At 29.2% G+C, this 14,889-nt stretch carries 21 protein-coding genes; 18 read left to right on the top strand and 3 right to left on the bottom strand.

Going from position 1 to position 14,889, the window contains the following annotated elements:
• The first annotated feature begins 38 nt into the window (after positions 1-38).
• The 10 genes from lnt (at position 39) to GFU93_RS07480 (ending at position 8,232) form a co-directional block, all read left to right on the top strand.
• A complete protein-coding gene (gene lnt, locus GFU93_RS07525) occupies positions 39-1,697 on the top strand; it encodes an apolipoprotein N-acyltransferase (protein ID WP_160568452.1) in 1,659 nt (552 codons plus the stop codon).
• A gap of 86 nt (positions 1,698-1,783) precedes the next feature.
• A complete protein-coding gene (rpmB, locus tag GFU93_RS07520) occupies positions 1,784-2,023 on the top strand; it encodes a 50S ribosomal protein L28 (RefSeq protein WP_055425116.1) in 240 nt (79 codons plus the stop codon).
• A 14-nt stretch (positions 2,024-2,037) separates the two neighbouring features.
• A complete protein-coding gene (gene rpmG, locus GFU93_RS07515; protein WP_055425117.1) occupies positions 2,038-2,220 on the top strand; it encodes a 50S ribosomal protein L33 in 183 nt (60 codons plus the stop codon).
• Between the two features lie 12 nt (positions 2,221-2,232).
• On the top strand, positions 2,233-2,385 hold the full coding sequence (locus tag GFU93_RS07510; protein ID WP_105297293.1) for a DUF4295 domain-containing protein: 153 nt from the start codon (positions 2,233-2,235) through the stop codon (positions 2,383-2,385).
• Positions 2,386-2,477: 92 nt separating this feature from the next.
• A complete protein-coding gene (ftsY, locus tag GFU93_RS07505) occupies positions 2,478-3,434 on the top strand; it encodes a signal recognition particle-docking protein FtsY (protein ID WP_105297294.1) in 957 nt (318 codons plus the stop codon).
• 23 nt (positions 3,435-3,457) lie between these two features.
• A complete protein-coding gene (locus tag GFU93_RS07500; protein WP_160568450.1) occupies positions 3,458-3,940 on the top strand; it encodes a hypothetical protein in 483 nt (160 codons plus the stop codon).
• Between the two features lie 3 nt (positions 3,941-3,943).
• The gene (gene def / locus GFU93_RS07495; RefSeq protein ID WP_160568448.1) at positions 3,944-4,540 is read left to right on the top strand and encodes a peptide deformylase; all 597 of its coding nucleotides are present in this window, start codon (positions 3,944-3,946) and stop codon (positions 4,538-4,540) included.
• A 20-nt stretch (positions 4,541-4,560) separates the two neighbouring features.
• On the top strand, positions 4,561-5,934 hold the full coding sequence (mnmE, locus tag GFU93_RS07490; RefSeq protein ID WP_160568446.1) for a tRNA uridine-5-carboxymethylaminomethyl(34) synthesis GTPase MnmE: 1,374 nt from the start codon (positions 4,561-4,563) through the stop codon (positions 5,932-5,934).
• A 624-nt stretch (positions 5,935-6,558) separates the two neighbouring features.
• Positions 6,559-7,290, top strand: a complete 732-nt coding sequence (locus GFU93_RS07485; RefSeq protein ID WP_160568444.1) for a hypothetical protein — start codon at positions 6,559-6,561, stop codon at positions 7,288-7,290.
• 507 nt (positions 7,291-7,797) lie between these two features.
• The gene (locus GFU93_RS07480) at positions 7,798-8,232 is read left to right on the top strand and encodes a hypothetical protein (RefSeq protein WP_160568442.1); all 435 of its coding nucleotides are present in this window, start codon (positions 7,798-7,800) and stop codon (positions 8,230-8,232) included.
• 18 nt (positions 8,233-8,250) lie between these two features.
• Here GFU93_RS07480 and GFU93_RS07475 read toward each other — a convergent pair whose 3' ends face one another.
• From GFU93_RS07475 to GFU93_RS07465, 3 genes are read right to left on the bottom strand one after another with little or no spacing between them, the layout of a single operon-like run.
• Entirely contained in the window at positions 8,251-9,060 is an 810-nt protein-coding gene (locus GFU93_RS07475) for an ImmA/IrrE family metallo-endopeptidase (RefSeq protein ID WP_160568440.1), read from the bottom strand.
• Positions 9,050-9,451, bottom strand: coding sequence for a hypothetical protein (locus tag GFU93_RS07470; protein WP_160568438.1), 402 nt, complete (start codon positions 9,449-9,451; stop codon positions 9,050-9,052). The genes GFU93_RS07475 and GFU93_RS07470 overlap by 11 nt, the downstream gene beginning before the upstream one ends.
• Positions 9,441-10,043 (bottom strand): sigma-70 family RNA polymerase sigma factor, encoded by a 603-nt coding sequence (locus tag GFU93_RS07465; RefSeq protein ID WP_160568436.1) that lies wholly within the window; start codon positions 10,041-10,043, stop codon positions 9,441-9,443. Before GFU93_RS07465 ends, GFU93_RS07470 begins: the two co-directional genes overlap by 11 nt.
• Before the next feature lie 103 nt (positions 10,044-10,146).
• Between GFU93_RS07465 and GFU93_RS07460 the strand changes: the two genes are divergently transcribed.
• The 8 genes from GFU93_RS07460 to GFU93_RS07430 all read left to right on the top strand — a co-directional run bounded on the left by GFU93_RS07460 (position 10,147) and on the right by GFU93_RS07430 (position 14,754).
• Positions 10,147-10,335, top strand: a complete 189-nt coding sequence (locus tag GFU93_RS07460) for a hypothetical protein (RefSeq protein WP_160568435.1) — start codon at positions 10,147-10,149, stop codon at positions 10,333-10,335.
• A gap of 175 nt (positions 10,336-10,510) precedes the next feature.
• Positions 10,511-10,684, top strand: a complete 174-nt coding sequence (locus tag GFU93_RS10060; protein ID WP_185150464.1) for a hypothetical protein — start codon at positions 10,511-10,513, stop codon at positions 10,682-10,684.
• Positions 10,685-10,976: 292 nt separating this feature from the next.
• Positions 10,977-11,885 carry a hypothetical protein gene (locus GFU93_RS07455; RefSeq protein ID WP_160568434.1) on the top strand — a complete coding sequence of 303 codons (909 nt, stop codon included), beginning with the start codon at positions 10,977-10,979 and terminating at the stop codon, positions 11,883-11,885.
• 416 nt (positions 11,886-12,301) lie between these two features.
• Complete coding sequence (locus GFU93_RS07450) at positions 12,302-12,604, top strand: hypothetical protein (protein ID WP_160567060.1); 303 nt, start codon at positions 12,302-12,304, stop codon at positions 12,602-12,604.
• Positions 12,582-12,941, top strand: a complete 360-nt coding sequence (locus GFU93_RS07445) for a hypothetical protein (RefSeq protein ID WP_160594148.1) — start codon at positions 12,582-12,584, stop codon at positions 12,939-12,941. The genes GFU93_RS07450 and GFU93_RS07445 overlap by 23 nt, the downstream gene beginning before the upstream one ends.
• An 87-nt stretch (positions 12,942-13,028) precedes the next feature.
• Complete coding sequence (locus GFU93_RS07440; RefSeq protein WP_160568431.1) at positions 13,029-13,190, top strand: hypothetical protein; 162 nt, start codon at positions 13,029-13,031, stop codon at positions 13,188-13,190.
• Between the two features lie 436 nt (positions 13,191-13,626).
• Entirely contained in the window at positions 13,627-13,986 is a 360-nt protein-coding gene (locus GFU93_RS07435) for an arsenate reductase family protein (RefSeq protein WP_160568429.1), read from the top strand.
• 99 nt (positions 13,987-14,085) lie between these two features.
• Positions 14,086-14,754, top strand: a complete 669-nt coding sequence (locus tag GFU93_RS07430; RefSeq protein ID WP_160568427.1) for a GIN domain-containing protein — start codon at positions 14,086-14,088, stop codon at positions 14,752-14,754.
• Positions 14,755-14,889 lie beyond the last annotated feature (135 nt).

The raw sequence follows: 14,889 nt of genomic DNA, 5'->3' as shown, positions 1-14,889 counted from the left end.
GCGTTTAAAAACTCAAAAATAACTATTTTTACAAGTATATGAAAAGATTTATTCCGGCAATAGTCAGTGGATTGCTTCTTGCTCTGTCTTGGCCTGCATATGGCTTTCCCTTTTTGCTGTTTATTGCTTTTGTTCCCCTTTTATTGGTTGAACATGATATTACTGTAAAAAAAGAAAAATTCTCCGATTGGAAGGTTTTTGGATTTTCCTATTTAGCCTTTTTCCTTTGGAACTGGGGAGCAACCCAATGGCTACATTTCGCCCAAAATCCGGACGGGTCTCATTCTTGGATGGCATTTTTGTTTCCTCTATTCGTAAACAGTTTGTTAATGGCTTTCGTTTTTACTTTTTTTCATTTTGTAAAAAGAAAAACAGGTACTCGCTTCGGGATTATTTTCTTTCCAACCCTTTGGATCTGTTTTGAAAAATTTCATCTAACTTGGGAAATGTCCTGGCCCTGGCTTAATTTAGGAAATGCCTTTGCTAATTATCCTGAAGTCATTCAATGGTATGAAGTAACCGGCACTTTGGGCGGAACTTTATGGGTGTTAACATCAAACCTGATATTCTTTTATTACCTACGAGCTTATCAAGTTACGCATAATAAAACCTATATATGGAAATCTCTATGCTATAACCTGGCCATTATAGGAATTCCCCTGGCTATTTCCCTCCTTAGATATCAATCGTATCATGAAAAAGCTTCTGAGAAAATAGAAGTGGTTTTAGCCCAACCGGCACTTGACCCATATGCCGATAAGTATCGTTTGGACGGAACTGTAATTCTTCAAGAATTATTACAAACAGTAGATAAAGAAATAACCCCTGCTACACAATTTGTAGTTGCCCCTGAAACTGCTTTTCCGGGAAATGGATTCGTAATGGTAAACAATCTTGAAAACGATATCTACATAACTCAAATAAAGCAATGGATGAAAAATTATCCTCAATTAAGTTTGGTGTCGGGAGGATCGTTAGCTGAATATTTTACCCAACAACAAACTCCTACAGCCCGTTATCTCAAACAGTATAACCAATGGATTGATCTTTATAATTCTGCCGTACAGGTAAATTTGAATGATCCGGTTCAATATTATAATAAGTCAAAATTAGTGGTAGGAGTAGAGCATTTCCCCTATGCATCCGTATTAAAGCCTATACTAGGAGAGTATATGATGAATTTTGGCGGATCTATGGAAAGTTTAGGAGTACAAGACCAGCCGACTATATTCACAAATTCGAAGAATCGATTAAAAGCCGCTCCCATAATATGTTATGAAAGCATATATGGAGAATACGTTGGAGAATTCGTGAAAAAAGGAGCTAACGCATTATTTATAATGACCAATGACTCTTGGTGGAGCGATTCGCAAGGACATAAGCAGCTGTTGGCTTATGCGCGATTACGAGCCATTGAAACCAGAAGAGATATAGGTCGCTCAGCCAATAGTGGAATTTCAGCATTTATAAACCAACGGGGAGATATCGTAGAAAAATTAGACTATGGAAAACGGGGGGCTTTAAGGGGGGACATTAATTTAAATACTTCACTTACAACTTATGTAAAATACGGCGATGTAATCGCCAGATTGGCATTGCTGCTGGCGGGAATATTATTGGCTTATGCGATATCCAAAACCTTTTTAAATAAAATAAATAAGAATGCCCTAAAAAGGAAACACAATATCAAAAAATAAAAAGTAAAAAAGTTGGTAGAGTCAAAAATAATTTGTTAATTTGCAACCCGATTCAAGGAAAAAGAATATTATTTAGATTTAAGATAATGGCTAGAATTTGTCAAATAACAGGAAAGCGTGCAATGGTAGGAAATAATGTGTCGCACGCCAATAACAAAACAAAAAGACGTTTTGAAATAAATTTGATGGAGAAAAAATTCTATTTACCATCAGAAGATGCTTGGGTATTTTTAAAAGTATCTGCACATGGTTTAAGAATTATAGATAAAATAGGAATTGAAGAAGCTGTAGCAAGAGCTCGTAAACAAGGTCTTATCAATTACTAAAAATTAAAATTAAAATGGCAAAGAAAGGTAATAGAGTACAAGTAATTTTAGAATGTACTGAGCATAAAGAGAGTGGAATGCCGGGAGTGTCTCGTTATATAACAACTAAGAACAAAAAGAATACTCCGGAACGAATTGAATTGAAAAAATTCAATCCGGTGTTAAAAAAATATACTATACACAAAGAAATTAAATAATAAATTTTAGTCATGGCAAAGAAGGTTGTAGCAACATTACGTACAGAATCTAAAAAAATGACCAAAGTGATCAAAATGGTTAAGTCTCCTAAATCCGGAGCTTACGTTTTTGAAGAAAAAGTTGTGAATGCGGATAACGTAGACACATTTTTAAAACAGAAATAGTTTTCATAACATAGGTTTTTAAGGTTTTAAAAAAATCATTCACTTCATTGTGAATGATTTTTTTTTTATTTTTGTTATATTATATATCCTATATGAGTTGGTTTAAGAAAATTTTCGGAAAAGAGAAAAAAGAAACATTAGACAAGGGATTGGAAAAATCTAGCCGATCTTTTTTTGATAAAATTGGGAGAGCTATTGCAGGAAAAAGTAAAGTCGATGATGAGGTTCTTGATGAATTGGAAGAAGTGCTGATTTCTTCGGATGTAGGAATTGAAACCACACTTAAAATAATAAAAAAAATAGAAGAACGGGTTGCCAGAGATAAATTTATGAATACTTCAGAATTAGATCAAATTCTAAAAGAAGAAATTATGAATTTATTGGCAGAAAATAAAAGTTCTGATTCTGAATTTGAAATTCCGGAGGATAAAAAACCGTACGTTATCATGGTAGTGGGAGTTAATGGAGTTGGAAAAACAACGACTATAGGAAAACTTGCTTATCAATTTAAACAACAAGGAAAGAAAGTTATATTAGGAGCGGCGGATACGTTCCGAGCGGCAGCCGTAGATCAATTAGTCATATGGTCTGAAAGGGTAGGGGTTCCAATAATTAAACAAAGCATGGGATCAGATCCTGCGTCTGTGGCTTTTGATACCGTTCAATCTGCCAAAGCGCAAGGTGCCGATGTGGTATTAATTGATACTGCGGGACGTTTGCATAATAAGGTTAATTTAATGAATGAGCTTAGTAAAATAAAAAGGGTTATGCAAAAAGTAATTCCCGATGCTCCTCATGAAATATTATTGGTATTAGATGGTTCCACCGGACAAAATGCATTTGAACAGGCCAAACAATTCACGGCAGCTACCGAAGTTAGTGCTTTAGCGGTTACCAAATTAGACGGTACAGCCAAAGGAGGAGTAGTGATCGGTATATCCGACCAGTTTAAAATTCCGGTAAAATATATTGGAGTGGGCGAAAAAATGGAAGATCTCCAACCCTTTAATAAATATGAGTTTGTAGACAGCTTTTTCAAAAAAAATTAAAAGTTTAAGCATTTCATTCTAAAGTGAAAAGAATTATCTATTTAGTTATCATGCTGGTTACTTGCTTTGCTTGTAAATCTCAGCAACCTAAAACGGTTAGCAAGGATAAGCTTTGCAAAGTTGAGTATTCTAATTACGGAGGGATGAATGGTTGGGAAGAATCTTTTATGATTACTCAAGAGAATAGTTCGTATCATTCAATTATCAGAAGAACGAACACAAGCGCAAAAGAGCTGGAAAAAACGCCTGAAGTTGTTTGGGAAAAATTAGAATCTACTTTAGATATTCATTTACTTGAAAAAATTAAAAGCGGTGAGAGTAAACGTTTGTATGATGGGAAAGATACTAAATACAAGATAGTCTTATGTTCCGGTAAGGAATATTCATTTGTAAATCCTCAGGATTCAGAAGAGTATCAAAAGATGAGCGAGTTTTTTTCTACACTTCTGGATAGTAAAAATAAAATACTGATAAAAATCAACAACCCAAAAAAACTCAAACCTTAAAAAATGTATAAAATAGCATATCTGGCATTGTTTGTCATACTAACATCTTGCGGAAGTTGTTTTACTTCTTCAGAGAAAGCAATTATTTATCAGTCACCCGATTCTCCGGCAAGAGTTTTAAAGATAAATCACAAAGAGGATTCACTGATTGTTAGAAAACCTTCTAAACGAATAAAAAAAATACACAATAATAAAGACTTGGAGCAGCTGATAAAGAAGCTGTACTTAACTATGTTGGAAGAAAACGGAGTAGGAATTGCAGCACCTCAAATTGGAGTAAATCGAAATGTTTTTTTATTTTATCGATTGGATAAGGAAGAAAAAACGGTAGAAGTTGCTATTAATCCACGGATTATTTCCCATTCCACCGAATTACTATGTTTTCAGAATGACGGATGTTTATCCGTACCTAACCGATATGGAACTTCGCAACGTTATGCCTGGATTGAGGTGGAATATACGGACCAAAATGAAAAAAAGGTTACTCATAAATTTTTAGGTGGAAGTCGCGCCGAAGATTATACCGGTACTATTTTCCAACATGAATTCGATCACCTGCAAGGGAAGCTTTATATTGATAAACTTTGTAAACCTAACTAGTTTTTTTATTATCTATATTAATGTTGTTTGAAGATACTATTTGTGCATTAGCTACTCCACCGGGAACAGGGGCATTAGGAATTATCAGGGTTTCCGGTAAAAATTCAATTTCTTTAGTTAATTCTGTTTTTAAGGGTAAAAATCTAAATGAGGTACCTTCTCATACGGTTCATTATGGCTTTATTAAAGATGAAAATGAAACGATTGATGAAGTGATGGTTTCCGTTTTTTTAGCTCCTAAAACTTTTACGGCAGAAAATTTGGTGGAAATTACATGTCACGGTTCCCAATATATTGAACAGCAAATTCTTTCCTTATTACTTAAAAAAGGGTGTCGATTAGCTCTGGCAGGTGAATTTACACAACGTGCTTTTCTTAATGGACGTATAGATTTAAGTCAGGCCGAGGCAGTTGCCGATTTAATTTCGGCCGAAAATAAAGCCAGTCACGACATGGCCTTATCTCAAATGAGGGGAGGATTTTCCTCTCTTCTCAAGGAATTACGAGTTGAATTATTGGATTTAGCTTCACTTTTAGAGCTGGAATTGGATTTTTCAGAGGAAGATGTTGAATTTGCCGATCGTTCTCAATTAGTACAATTGATGGATAAGATTTTAGGGGTTATTAATCCATTAATCGAATCATTTTCTTACGGGAATGCTCTTAAAAACGGGGTTCCGGTTACTATTCTAGGTAAGCCAAATGCAGGAAAATCAACCTTGTTAAATGCTTTATTACAGGAGGAAAGGGCCATCGTCAGCGATATTGCGGGAACTACTCGAGATACCATTGAAGAATCGTTAGTTATTAATGGTATTCAATTTCGATTTATAGATACGGCGGGATTACGGGAAACGGAAGATCAAATAGAAGCTATCGGGGTAGCCAAGGCTTTGGAAAAGGCTAAGGAAGCCACAATTATATTATATTTGGCAGATGTAACAGAGTTAAATTGGGAAGAGATAAAATCTGATCTTATTAAATTTCAGAGAGAAGACGTATCTATCATTGTATGTTTAACTAAGCTGGATAAGAATAGCAAATTTACTGTTTCTGAAATTCCCGATGAAATTTTACATAGATATACAGTACTGATGGTTTCTGTTAAGCAAAATCCAGATCTTTTAGAACTTAAAGAAAACATGTATTCGTATATAGAATCTCAAAAGTCTACTTCTCAAACAATTGTAACTAATGTACGTCATGTGAATGCTTTGATTCGTGCGCGAGAATCTTTACTTTTATGTAAAGAAGGTTTACAAAACGGATTAAGCAGCGAATTGATTGCCATTGATTTGCGACGTGCCTTGGAAGCCCTCGGGGAAATCGTGGGACAAGTTTCTAATGATGAACTGCTAGGAAATATTTTTGGTAAATTTTGTATTGGGAAATAGGCTGGGGCATCAAAAAATCCAAGAGAAACAATCATAAAATAAATCCTTTTCTAAATACGGGTTACGGAAATATTTTTCTTTCTGATTGTTTCTTATCCTATACTTTTTCTTCCCAAATTCTTAATGGTTAATTATTATCTTTTTATCTTAAATTATTTAAATCAATAAAATAAAAAAGTAATATATCCAGTCACAACTAAGGGGTTTGAATTATTGACTTATTGAAAATGATTAAAATTAATTTTAATTTGAAATCAAATTCAAAAAATACACAACTTCATAATAGTTTTTTATATTTATAATTAATAGTTAACTTCAGAAGATATCTTATTACTTTCAATTTGATAACGTTATAAATAAACTTCCATTCAAAAACTAAAAATTTTATTATATTAATCGTACAAAAAAATTATTTATAGTATAAAAACTAAATATTTTTTATATAAAATAGAATTATACGAAGGAAGTATAAGGATAAAATCAATGAAAGTAGTTGAATTAGATTAATTTAATAAATAAGTTGAAATTCCACGATAATGAATGTAGGAGCAGTTGGGCAAAATAAAGGAAATATTGATAACTTATTTATTTTAAGATTTCTAACAACTATAAATTATCATGTATATGAAGAAACTATCGATTTTAATTAATTTTTCCTTTATCTATATATTGCAAGGACAAATAAGCAGTCGAGAAATAAATAATGTAGATGTTAGTCCAATTGATCATTTAAAAATTGAGGTATATAAATCAATTATACTTTCCAAAGAGTTTAAAAGCAATAAGCAATGCCATGTAGTAGGAATTAATTCGGTTTCTTTAAATATGGATTATTATCCTAAAGGCTATTCTACAGGCGGTTCTCTAGGTTTTTATTATACAAATCTAGATATAACTAAAGATAGTGTATCAGTGAAAGAATTAAGAAAAGATTTGCCAAAAAAATACTTGATATTTGAGGATCCAAGAAAATTTTTGGGTGTTGAATTTGATCGAGAATACATTTCTGCACTTCTAAATACAGATAGTTTATATATTCCTCAGAAAATTGATTTTATAACGGATTTATGTGAAAGTAGTTTTGATATAATAAAAATATACGAACCCATAGATAAATGGATAAAGATATATCAGAAATATTATAGTAAACATCCTATCGAACTCAATGATAAATATGAAAATTATGAGGTTGTAATTCCTGTAAAATATGAATCGTTATCAAAAGGGCATATGTTTCTTGAAAAAGAAAAATATTATTTATTCAAAATTAAGATAGGATATAATGATAAAGGTAAATTAGAAATAATCAAAGAAATAATAAGTGGTATAAAAGAGGAAAGAGATATAATAAGATAAAAAGCATTTTCATTATATATTATAATTTATATTAATTGTTAATAAATTTAAGCTAAATATTTTTATTTTTTTTAAAACTTATTGAAAGTGAGTCTTATGATTATTTACTTTAATAAAAAAAATAAAGAAATAGAAAAAATATATGCTTAATAAGGACACATTTTCTAAAAAAGGGAAAGATTGAATCAGTAAAAGTTGTGGATTAAAATGATGTACAATAAGAAAGCTTTACTTTTTCTTAGTTTGTTCTTTTTTAAATTAATAAATAGAATTCTAAGGTTATCGGAAGGTGAAATAATTTGTGATTTCTTGAAATAGTCTTGTTGTTATGGTAAAAATGGTTTATTCCGATGATTCAGGCAAAAATTATGAAGGAAAAATGATAGCATCTAATCTGAATGAATTATAATTTATAAAATATTATAGTATAAAAAAAATTTTGCTCAAATAAGATAATATTTTTACCTTGTTAATAGTAAATTATTAAAAATTAAATATTGTAAAATTATGGATTCTAATAAATTAGATTTAATAAAAAAATATGTTAATACAAAGTATGGTGATTTAACAGGAGTGATTCAACTAGATGGGCATTCTAATATTAATGCGATATATGAATTATGTGAAGATTATAAAGTAGATGTAACAAATAAATATATAGTTGGTTTTGGTTTAGGAGAAACTACCACACAAGGAATAGGGATAAAAAATGATGTTTATTGTTCAATATATTATGTTGATAAGTCTGAATATGGATATAAATTAGATGAGATAGAGAAGAAAATAAAAAATGATGGGACATTAAGATTAAAAAAAGAGAATTTAAAGGTGAAATATTCAACTTTAGGTAAATACATAAAAAGATATGAATTTATAGTTTTATCAGAACTAGTTAACAGTACTAATGAAATTAAGATAGAAGGAGAAGAAGATAAATTCTAAATTAAACCTGTAAAGTAATCAATCTTCCCAAACTATACTAATAATTGATTTGTATTGTTTTTTAGGAATGCAATATTCATAAAAATTAGAATCCTCTTCAAAAGATTTTAATTCAAACCATACAAATTTTGAAATGAGTTGTGCTTTTTCAGTGTCTTTGTAAATAAAATCATAATCAGCTTCAATATATTCTTGTGTAACCGAATTTTTAGGAGGTGCTAATTTTGTAATATCTTTAACATGAATCCAGAAATTTTCAGATTTATTCCAATAAGATACTTTCCCATTATGAGTTGAAACGATGAATAACGGATAAATGTTTAAAGAAACTAATCTATAAACAACAGAAGTAAGGCTTGTCTTAAAATGTGAAGCTATTTCTTTTACTAGGTATGGCGAAAATTTTTTATTTTCCACAAATTTCCTAAACACTTTTTCGGGCATTAATAGTTCTGATGCAAAATCATTAGCTTCCCATTCCTGTATTCCGTTTCTTGCTTGTTGTTCAGTTGATTTAAACCAGTTTAATGTATTATTGTTATCGTTGTGAACCTCTAAATCTAATTTGTCATGAAGTAAAAAATGACCTACTTCGTGGGCTATAGTAAACCGAATCTTTTCTTCGTAAGGGATTTCAGAATTAATTTTGATTAAAGTTTTACTATTCCCTCTTATTATTTTTCCATCAGAATTTTTTAGTGGTTCCATAATTAAAGTTGCACCAAGACCCGAAACCAGCATATCCATTGATAAATCAGAAATATCATCACATCCAATTTCTTCAAGTAACTCTCTTGCTTTTAGAGTTCCTCTTTTATTAGTCTTCATTTTCTAATTTCTCTAAAAGTTCTAATAAGTTTTGGTCTTTTATGATTTCCTTAATTTCATCAATAGTTAAACTTTCAAGGTTCCTATATTGAACTTGAAATTGATTATTTTGAATTAAATTTTTTAAATAACTCACAGGTTTATCAATATTTTCTTCTATTGCTTGTTGAAGCATTAGAGAAGCCTTTTCTAAAAGATTTATATCTTTTTGCTTGTTAATCATTCCTTTCAATAAAAATGATTGTCTTTTATACATCTTTTCAGAAAAATTATTTATCTCATCTATATTATATTCCAATGACTCTAATTCAGCATCTAAAGATGTGAAATCATTTTCTAAAGTTTGATTAATAATTACTTTGTCTATCTTTTTTATAAAATTACTTTTCATATCCCAATCCCTTTAATTTATTTTTTAGTAATGGTAATTTTCTATCTAACCTTTTTTTAATGTTTGTAAGTTCATTTAATGAAATTCCTAATAATTCAGATATGACTTGTCTTTTCATTCCTTGAATTATGTAAGGTTCAAATAGTAATATTTCATGGTCTGTTGAATTTAATCGTTTAAGTTCTTCGTGACAAATTTCAAGAAGATTGTTATATTCTTCATTATCAATTATCTCTATTTCATCGTTTTCAAAAATTTCAAATGTTTTATTATCCTTCTCTAAATGTGTAGAAACAGTATTTGATATTACGCTGTCAAGTGAACTAATGATTTGCAATTTAATATCTTCAAATTTATCTTTATACCAATTTCTACCCCCTTCCTTTATTAATCTTTCTAAAGTTTCTTGAATCATATCTTGAATCATAATTCCTCTTATTCCTTTTTCAAAATTATATTTAATGTTGAAAAAAGTACTTAATCTTTTTAGAGAATACTTTACTAGTAACTCATAAAACTCTTTTGTCATAGCTTTCTCAATGGCAGCGCATATTTCTTTAGAAGTAGCTATTTCTCGGTTATTTATACCCATTTACAATATAATGCTAAAAGTTCTTTAAAAATTTCCAATAATATGGCAATTTATGAAAATTAAATAGCATTACAATATGTAACATAATAAAAAAGAATTTGTTATGGCTATATGGGCTGATTATTTAATATCTCACGTAAATAGAGATTCAAATGGAAATGTAAGGAAAGTTTTACCTCATATTGTTTATGGAGAAACAGTTTCGTCGGGTAGCGTAGGAACTGAAGAAGAAGTGATTTATTTATTAAAAATAGGATATTCTATAAAAACCATTTTATGGGAGGAATCCTAAATGGCAACGAGGAGCAAATGTATATTATGTTAAAGAGGGTATAACTGAATATTTGAAAAAAGACAGAAATAAAACTGATAAAAATTATTTAGATAACTTAATATCATATATTAGAAATCATGAGTGAAACTCCACGACTCTGAATGGAGATTGTCTAACAAAAAGAATGTAAACGATGGCGACAAATCCACCAAGGGACAATTCAAGAAAAGGAGCTGTTAGAGAACGTTCACAAACCTACAACCCAAAAACTAATTCTTGGGTAAAACGTGACACAAACACGGGTAGATTTATGGATGTTAAAACTTCTAACAACAAACCATTCAATGTTGTCCGTAAAGAAAAGTAGTGATACAACTTAGAAAGTGTTTGGTTAAGTTTTTCAACCAGAAGTGAAAAGCATATTGATAAATTTAAAAATTATTGTTTATACAGAAATTTTTATAAATTAAAGATGATGTAATTTTTTGATATGAATATAGTTACATTTATTTGATAGTTGTAAATGCAAAATTATTAGCAATCAAAGATTTTGTAATGTTGTTATTTATCGGATTATTAGTATCATCAAGAACAAATAAAAAAACGATTGGGGTGAAACGCCCCTTTTTAATAAAAATTAAATTTAATGAATTACTAATATGAAAAATACTTTTAACAGTCATTTTACAAAATTGAAGAAACAAGATATTGATTTTGTAAATATTCCAATAGATGAGGATTTAACAGCATTTATTTGTCCCTTCTTAATTGAAAACAATAAGTTAGGAAATAAATTAGCATTAGATATTTATGAGAAAATGCACCAGTTTTTATCCAAGCTAAATAGCGATTTTATAAAGCCAAATAAATCAATTGAGGGTAAGGAGTTCTTATCTCATTTACACGAGCCTAATGAATATCATTTAGGATATTCGGGAACAAACAAAGGAAAAGCAGTTTCAAATACAAGGGCAGTCACTATTTTTGATGCATTAAGAAATAACCGATTTGCCAAACAAAATGTTAACGTTACGAATGATGCTCATTTTGTACTACTCTTAGTAAAAGGTATTGGACAGGATATAATGTCTGATATTATAGCAAATGTTTGTAGAGATATTTTTGCCAGTTTCACTTCTGAAATATGCAAAAAATATAAAATATCAGTAAGTTCTGTTTCTATTGAATTCTATAATGCCATAACTAAAAAATGGGAAGTTAAAAGTGTTAATCTACCTTTTTACAAAGGTAAATACATTATTTTATTACCTAAATTTATCATAAGTGGTGGACGTGAATATTCAAATTTATATAATTGGTTTATAGCGAAAAATTATCTTTCAATTGAAATACTGAATAATAAGAATCCACTTCCTTCCGATGCTAAATTTATATCACAGATGAAAGATGGTACTAAAAAAGCTATTGTAAAGAAAATTTACAAAGCATATAGAAAACAGAAAGATGAACTTATTGAGTTTGTTATAAGATTTCAAGGGTCGCTTGATGAGTTTGTTAGATATGCAAAAGAACATTATCCAGAACTTGACTTGAGCGATTTGGAATAATAAACCCCATATTCTATGCATTATTTATCAAATTTAAATATATCGTTTTAAAGTTTAAGCTTTACACAATTACTTTTATAATGAAAGTTGTTGTATTTATAATTCATTTTTATATCCAAGTTCTTTAAGGTAAAGAAATCTTTGTGGTATTTACTAATTTTTTCTGAAACATATTTTATTAAAAGAAAAGGTAGTAGGATAAATTTTAAAATTCGAATAATATAAAAGGCTCGATTAATTATGTTTTAGATTGATGTAATGATTTATTAAGAAAGTTAAATTTTCTAAATACTATAACTTCGGCTTTTCCATTAATATTAATTTACTGAACATATATTATTAAAGTTAACTGATCAATATGGTATGTTAACACAGAAAGAAAAAATACTTTAGGTCCAGTACAAACATAAGCTAAATTGTGTAATGTAAAAAGAAGAGAAATAGGAATTCCTGATAAAAAATCATATGTTGGTTGTGCCGTAAATGTTAGTCAGGCGGGAAATGTTGAAATGAAATTTGGTTTTTTAAATGGAAGTGATGAATTATATAAATCTGAAATAGATAGTCGAGATACTAATTATCCTAGTCCACCTAAAAAATATCCAAAAAATCAAGGTATAGGAATCATTAATGAAAACAATTACTTAAAATTAGTTCAAATGAATTACGTTATAAAGCTAAAATATAATGGGAAAGATGAAATTTATAATTTTTCTTAGTATTATTTTGATAAATATATTTTTATATGGGCAAATAGATACACTTAAATTATCTTATGTAAATAAGGCTAAAGAAGAGGTTTATAAATCAATTCTTTTCTCTAAAGAATTACAAAGTGATGAAAAATGTCATATAGTTATAGTACAACCAACTTCTCTTAATATGGGTTTAAATAGTCAAATAGTTTTCTTTAATATAAAAAAAGAGAAGGATAGTGTATCAATATTAAACTTGAGATATTCATTATCTAAAAACTATAGGGTTTATTTCATTGAAGATAAATTCTCAATTACAATTCAAGGGTATGAACTTGTTTCTCAATTGCAAAGAATGTAGAGTTTATATGCCAAAAGAAATTTACAAAAGGATATATGTGATAGTAGTTTTGATGTTATCAAAATACAAGAACCTTTAGATAGTTGGATGAAAATTTATAAAGCTAATGTTTTACTAAATAAAGCAAATGTAGTAATTCCTGTTATTTATGAATCTTTTAAAGAAAAACCTAAATATCTTTTATATAAAATAGAATTATACGAAGGAAGTACAAGGGTAAAATCAATGAAAGTAGTTGAATTAGATTAATTTAATAAATAAGTTGGAATTCCACGATAATGAATGTAGGAGCAGTTGGGCAAAGTAAAGGAAATATTGATAAATTATCTATTGTAAATTGAGTAACATTTTCAAAAGAAGAAAGGTTATAAGAAAAAAGTGAATTATTGAAATGTTCAATTAAAAAGAAAGTTCCTGCATTCAATTTTTATAAACTTTTTTACCTTAAAATTATAACGTGGATCATTAATGTTCACATTACAAAAAACCGATTATGTATTGTAGTAATTCTCATTTAATAAGGTTTACTTAATTTGATCAATCCAGCAATATTTAAAGCCGGTTTAATTGAAAGCTAATGATCCAGTTAAATTTAAATAATTACCCCTTTGCTAATTTTTAAACTATTATTAATAGACTTTAGACACATAAAAAAAGTAAATTTGACTTCATAAAAATATAAGAAATGAAAATAACAATCTTATGCTATCCCACATGCAGCACATGTAAAAAAGCAATCAAATGGTTACAAGATAATACCATAGAATTTAAAGAAAGAAATATAGCAAAAGAATGTCCAACGAAAGAAGAATTAAAAGAATGGTATCAAAGATCAGGATTGCCCATAAACAAATTTTTTAATACATCAGGCAAACTGTATAAAGAATTAAATCTTAAAGAAAAAGTAAAAAAAAGCAGCGAAGACGAGCTCTTATCACTTCTATCTACCGACGGAATGTTGGTAAAACGTCCCTTAGTGATAAGTTATTCTCTTATTTTAGTAGGATTTAAAGAAGAAGAATGGAAAAAAGCACTACTAGGCTAAACTAATCATCAATACCCCTTATAAGAATATACTTATTGATAATATAGTAATCATAATGAAGTTATGGCTTAATTATTGAATTCTATCTCAAAAAAGTATATGAAGAAATTTTTATTTGTTTTATTTGCGATAATTTTTATACAGATTGTTTCTGCTCAGGCAATAGTTAAAAATTTAAGAAGTTTTACCGTTTTGCGTGTTTATGATAAAATTCCTGTGACGTTACTTTCCTCACCGGAAGAAAAAGTAGAGATCAGCGGAGTAAAAAAAGATGACGTAAAAATCGTTAAAAAAGGCGGAGAATTAATTGTTAGAATGGATACGTTGAAATTAGAGAACGACGATGAGGTAAACGTAAAGGTATATTATAAAAAGTTAAATAATATACATGCTTACGAAGGATCAACCATAACCGGTCATGATAAATTAGAAGAAAATCTATTAAATATCGGAGCTACTGAAGGTTCGAAGATTACCGTTCTTGTTGGAGTAAACAAAATACATGCCAAGCTAAAATCCGGAGGAGAAATCAAAATTTCTGGATTGGCAAACCATCAAAATATTAAAATTACATCCGGGGGCACCTACGATGCAAAAGAAGTGGGCTCAAATAAAATTGCAGTAGCAGTTACTTCCGGAGGAACAGCATCTGTTTATTCTAATGGATTAGTTGAAACCAAAATAAAAGATGGGGGAGATATTAATGTCTATGGAGGAGCGGAAGTAGTTAAAAAAGATATCGAGGGCGGTTATGTGAATATATACTAAATATAGCTTATATAAAAATATTAAATACAGCTATAGATAAAATCTATTATAAAGAATTGCAGGAAAAAAATAATTAAACTAAAATTGTATCCTTTTACACAAGAATTTAAATATTAGTTTAATTAGTTTAGTTTA

This window comes from Apibacter sp. B3546, from assembly GCF_009827885.1.
Taxonomy (GTDB): Bacteria; Bacteroidota; Bacteroidia; order Flavobacteriales; family Weeksellaceae; genus Apibacter.
This window is presented reverse-complemented; position numbering and strand designations above follow the sequence as displayed.

Excerpts from the sequence above, each read along its gene's own strand:
- lnt (WP_160568452.1), top strand. The coding sequence starts at position 39 with ATGAAAAGATTTATTCCGGCAATAGTCAGTGGATTGCTTCTTGCTCTG.
- rpmB (WP_055425116.1), top strand. The coding sequence starts at position 1,784 with ATGGCTAGAATTTGTCAAATAACAGGAAAGCGTGCAATGGTAGGAAAT.
- rpmG (WP_055425117.1), top strand. The coding sequence starts at position 2,038 with ATGGCAAAGAAAGGTAATAGAGTACAAGTAATTTTAGAATGTACTGAG.
- GFU93_RS07510 (WP_105297293.1), top strand. The coding sequence starts at position 2,233 with ATGGCAAAGAAGGTTGTAGCAACATTACGTACAGAATCTAAAAAAATG.
- ftsY (WP_105297294.1), top strand. The coding sequence starts at position 2,478 with ATGAGTTGGTTTAAGAAAATTTTCGGAAAAGAGAAAAAAGAAACATTA.
- def (WP_160568448.1), top strand. The coding sequence starts at position 3,944 with ATGTATAAAATAGCATATCTGGCATTGTTTGTCATACTAACATCTTGC.
- mnmE (WP_160568446.1), top strand. The coding sequence starts at position 4,561 with ATGTTGTTTGAAGATACTATTTGTGCATTAGCTACTCCACCGGGAACA.
- GFU93_RS07485 (WP_160568444.1), top strand. The coding sequence starts at position 6,559 with ATGAAGAAACTATCGATTTTAATTAATTTTTCCTTTATCTATATATTG.
- GFU93_RS07480 (WP_160568442.1), top strand. The coding sequence starts at position 7,798 with ATGGATTCTAATAAATTAGATTTAATAAAAAAATATGTTAATACAAAG.
- GFU93_RS07475 (WP_160568440.1), bottom strand. The coding sequence starts at position 9,060 with ATGAAGACTAATAAAAGAGGAACTCTAAAAGCAAGAGAGTTACTTGAA.
- GFU93_RS07470 (WP_160568438.1), bottom strand. The coding sequence starts at position 9,451 with ATGAAAAGTAATTTTATAAAAAAGATAGACAAAGTAATTATTAATCAA.
- GFU93_RS07465 (WP_160568436.1), bottom strand. The coding sequence starts at position 10,043 with ATGGGTATAAATAACCGAGAAATAGCTACTTCTAAAGAAATATGCGCT.
- GFU93_RS07460 (WP_160568435.1), top strand. The coding sequence starts at position 10,147 with ATGGCTATATGGGCTGATTATTTAATATCTCACGTAAATAGAGATTCA.
- GFU93_RS10060 (WP_185150464.1), top strand. The coding sequence starts at position 10,511 with ATGGCGACAAATCCACCAAGGGACAATTCAAGAAAAGGAGCTGTTAGA.
- GFU93_RS07455 (WP_160568434.1), top strand. The coding sequence starts at position 10,977 with ATGAAAAATACTTTTAACAGTCATTTTACAAAATTGAAGAAACAAGAT.
- GFU93_RS07445 (WP_160594148.1), top strand. The coding sequence starts at position 12,582 with ATGAAATTTATAATTTTTCTTAGTATTATTTTGATAAATATATTTTTA.
- GFU93_RS07440 (WP_160568431.1), top strand. The coding sequence starts at position 13,029 with ATGAAAATTTATAAAGCTAATGTTTTACTAAATAAAGCAAATGTAGTA.
- GFU93_RS07435 (WP_160568429.1), top strand. The coding sequence starts at position 13,627 with ATGAAAATAACAATCTTATGCTATCCCACATGCAGCACATGTAAAAAA.
- GFU93_RS07430 (WP_160568427.1), top strand. The coding sequence starts at position 14,086 with ATGAAGAAATTTTTATTTGTTTTATTTGCGATAATTTTTATACAGATT.